The organism is Rhizobium sp. UBA1881, assembly GCF_002338015.1.
Classification (GTDB): Bacteria; Pseudomonadota; Alphaproteobacteria; order Rhizobiales; family Rhizobiaceae; genus Rhizobium.
The window spans coordinates 4,456-6,164 of record NZ_DDHH01000098.1; the positions used below are offsets into that span (position 1 = coordinate 4,456).

At 58.3% G+C, this 1,709-nt stretch carries 5 protein-coding genes; 4 read left to right on the forward strand and 1 reads right to left on the reverse strand.

Going from position 1 to position 1,709, the window contains the following annotated elements:
- Together B3605_RS12370 and B3605_RS12375 are read left to right on the forward strand one after the other, a co-directional pair.
- A partial coding sequence (locus tag B3605_RS12370; protein ID WP_296434082.1) for a sulfite exporter TauE/SafE family protein occupies window positions 1–417 on the forward strand: 417 nt, incomplete at its 5' end.
- A gap of 26 nt (window positions 418–443) precedes the next feature.
- Window positions 444–704 carry an ArsR/SmtB family transcription factor gene (locus B3605_RS12375; RefSeq protein ID WP_018899705.1) on the forward strand — a complete coding sequence of 87 codons (261 nt, stop codon included), beginning with the start codon at window positions 444–446 and terminating at the stop codon, window positions 702–704.
- Between the two features lie 156 nt (window positions 705–860).
- Here B3605_RS12375 and B3605_RS12380 read toward each other — a convergent pair whose 3' ends face one another.
- Window positions 861–1,034, reverse strand: a complete 174-nt coding sequence (locus B3605_RS12380; protein WP_018899706.1) for a YdcH family protein — start codon at window positions 1,032–1,034, stop codon at window positions 861–863.
- Window positions 1,035–1,263: 229 nt separating this feature from the next.
- On the opposite strand from B3605_RS12380, the gene B3605_RS12385 reads away from it, so the two are divergent.
- Window positions 1,264–1,467 (forward strand): YdcH family protein, encoded by a 204-nt coding sequence (locus B3605_RS12385; protein ID WP_018899707.1) that lies wholly within the window; start codon window positions 1,264–1,266, stop codon window positions 1,465–1,467.
- A gap of 36 nt (window positions 1,468–1,503) precedes the next feature.
- A partial coding sequence (locus B3605_RS12390) for an AIR carboxylase family protein (RefSeq protein WP_296434087.1) occupies window positions 1,504–1,709 on the forward strand: 206 nt, incomplete at its 3' end.

Sequence of the window (1,709 nt, forward strand, 5' to 3'; positions counted from 1 at the left end):
CATGGCCAGCGGCCGGTCCGCGCCACACTCTGGGGCACCTTTTCCGGTTACGGCAGCTTCGTGGCACACGCCGGCGGCGCGCCGTTCCAGATCTATGTGCTGCCGCTGCAGATGCCGCCGCGCGAATATACCGGCACCAGCGCCCGCTTCTTCGCGATCCTCAACGCCGTCAAGCTGGTCCCCTATTTCGCGCTCGGCCAGCTCGACACCCAGAACCTCGCAGCCTCCGCCACGCTGCTCCCTTTCGCGCCGCTTGCCACCATCGCCGGCGCCTGGTGCGTGAAGCGCATGCAGCCGAAAATCTTCTATCCCTTCATGTATGCGATGGCGCTGATCGCGGCCGTCCTGATCGCCCGCGAAGGCCTTGGATTTCAGGCCTTAAGGGACTTGTTGCGGCGCACAATTCGCTTGCCCTAATTCTCCGATTGACGTAGCTTTTCGCCATGTCGAACGTGGACCCTTTCACTGCGATTGCCGACCCTCACCGGCGCTTCCTGCTGGAGGAATTGCGACGCTCGCCGCGCACCGTCAACGAGCTCGCCGAAGGCCTTCCGATCAGCCGTCCGGCCGTCTCCCAGCACCTCAAGGCACTGCTCGATTGCGACCTCGTCTCGGTCACCGCCGATGGCACGAAGCGCATCTACGCGGTCAACAATCGCGGCTTCGACCGGCTCAATCTCTGGCTGGATCAGTTCTGGGCATAACGCCGTCCGGACATGAAAACGCGCCGGCTGCGACCTTTTCGGCAACCGACGCGCAGGAACATTCCAATGGACGCGACAGACTACTAAACAACTGGTTATATTGCGATATTTACCCTTTGTTCCGCATCGACCACGCCCTGTAACGTTCTATCCTGCTTAGTGTACGGATGATTTGAGACGCTCAATCTCGTCTTTGATGCGCAGCTTCCTGCGCTTGCACTCGGCAACCTCACGGTCGTCTCTGGAGGGGGATGCCATCAGTGAATGGAGCTCGTCTTCGAGAGCGCCATGCTTCTTCTGGAGTGATTCAAGATGAGCTTGAACAGTCATATGACCCTTCCTTCCTCTAGCCTTTCTCCAGCCAACACCGCCGGAGATCCAAGGCGTCAACCCTCAAACTGTGACACATTTTTGAAGGCTTGTCGAAGGCGAAAACAAGGAGAGAGCGTGGCAAATTCATGATCGAGACTAACTAGCCGTTACCGCTATTTGGTGATAGGAGCTTGCAAAAATTAGCGACAGGCCGGAGAAGGTCTGAAGACGATCATGGGGAATGCGTATGCCGGATCAGGAACAGGCGGAAGTCAGGCTCATGGTGGCGCGCCTGCGCCAGGAGCATGAGGACTACGATGTCGCCATCAACGCCATGATCGCGACTGGCTGCGATGCGCTGCGCGTTCAGCGCATGAAGAAAAAGAAGCTTGTTATCAAGGACAAGCTGTCGAAGCTCGAAGACCAGATCATCCCGGATATCATCGCCTGAAGCCCGGTATCATTGCTTGAAGGAAGTGTCGTGACGATGACAGACAGACCGACCGTTGCCATCATCATGGGAAGCCAGTCCGATTGGGAGACCATGAAGAACGCCGCCGATACGCTGGAGGCGCTCGAGATCCCCTATGACGCAAGGATCATATCGGCACATCGCACGCCCGATCGCATGGTCGAGTTCGCCAAGGGTGCGAAGTCGGAAGGCTTCAAGGTCATCATCGCCGGCGCCGGCGG